At 33.4% G+C, this 1,564-nt stretch carries 1 protein-coding gene; it reads left to right on the forward strand.

The window, feature by feature from the left end; genetic code table 11:
- Positions 1 to 354: 354 nt before the first annotated feature.
- On the forward strand, positions 355 to 1,347 hold the full coding sequence (locus OM075_RS25005; RefSeq protein WP_301193294.1) for an IS110 family RNA-guided transposase: 993 nt from the start codon (positions 355 to 357) through the stop codon (positions 1,345 to 1,347).
- Positions 1,348 to 1,564: the final 217 nt, after the last annotated feature.

The following is a 1,564-nucleotide window of genomic DNA, read 5'->3' on the forward strand; positions in this document are numbered from 1 at the left end:
GTGAACCATAAAACAAGATGCTGAAGTCGGTAAAAGCGGTGCTGTTTGAATCCTTGAGGTACGAAAGGATGAGTTCAGCGCTTTCGACGTAGGAAGCGTAGTTTTATGAGCGAAGCAGGTGCAGCCTTGATCTTCTTTGTTTCCGTTATATTAGCATTAGATTGTAAATGTCTAATTTATGGAAGTAACAAAGAGACTCCATATGCTGCGTAAACTTATTCTTTGCTTAAGATAAAATCTACGAAACGAATTAAGGACAGCATATTTTATTGAGTTAAAGCCAGAGAGTATTTAGGGAAAAACCCATTATTACGGAAATAGCCACTCAACTTGGAGCCTCATAAATTATTAAACATGGCACTAATTTATGGAATTGATTTATCGCAAAAAAAGTTTGATGTAAGTTTTAGAAATGAAGGTAATGTTCTTGTTCATAAAATTATAAAGAATAATTTGAATGGAATTGTATCCTTCTTGGAAGGACTTCCCAAAGGAGTTCTTCTGTGTGCAGAGTATACTGGTGTATATGGTGAGTTATTATTATTTCTCTGTAATTGCTTAAATGTACCAATAGCATTAGTAGGCGGATATGAAATTAGACATAGTCTGGGCTTGCAAAAGGGAAAAACAGATAAGGTGGATGCGTCTCGCATACGGGAATATGGAGAGCGTTTTGGTGATAAATTAACAAGTACAGCTTATCCTGATGAAGAAATGAGAGAGTTAAAAGAATTATTTAGGTTAAGAGGTCAACTTGTAAAGGAAAGAAAGATGTTATTGACACATGAAAAAACAAAGCCATCCATGCCCTATAATTCGATTTTAGCTCATCAAATAGCAAATAATATGGCAGAAAGTTTAAAGCAATCAATTAATGCTTTAGAGGAAGAGATTCAGCTTATAATTGATGGGAACATAGACTTGAGTACAAACTATCATTTAATAACTGGCATTATAGGTATTGGTCAAGTAACAGCTTGTGAGTTGATTATTAAAACTGGGAACTTTAAAGAAATCAATACAGCAAGAAAAGCATCTTCCTATGCAGGGGTATGTCCATTTCCAAATGCTAGTGGTAAGATGGTAAAGAAATCACAAGTAAGCAATATGGCCGATAAGGAGCTTAAAACATTGCTTTATATGTGTGCTGTAGTTGCTAAGAGTAGAAACCCAGAATATCGTTTATATTACGAGCGAAAGAAGTTAGAAGGAAAACCATATTTTTTAATTATGAATAACATAGCAAATAAACTATTAAGGACAATTTATAGCATCATTAACTCAGGAATTACTTATCGATTAGGCCATGTAGTATATGACCCAAGACATAATGAGAATGTTGCATAAATATTTTTTTATATCAGAGTATTCGTTTCTTGTATCAAGACAAGAAATGAAAATCGTGAATACCTTTAAAATTAACATAGCATGAACAAATGAAAAGCCCAGCGGCTTGAGCGAAGAAGAATCAATAAAAAATCATTTCTCATATTTAAGACATATTGTTATTGGGATAATATAAGTTTTATTCTTTTTGCATCGCCCAAAAAGAACCAAAAACGCT

It is taken from the genome of Plebeiibacterium sediminum (assembly GCF_026013605.1).
Taxonomy (GTDB): Bacteria; Bacteroidota; Bacteroidia; order Bacteroidales; family Marinilabiliaceae; genus Saccharicrinis; species Saccharicrinis sediminus.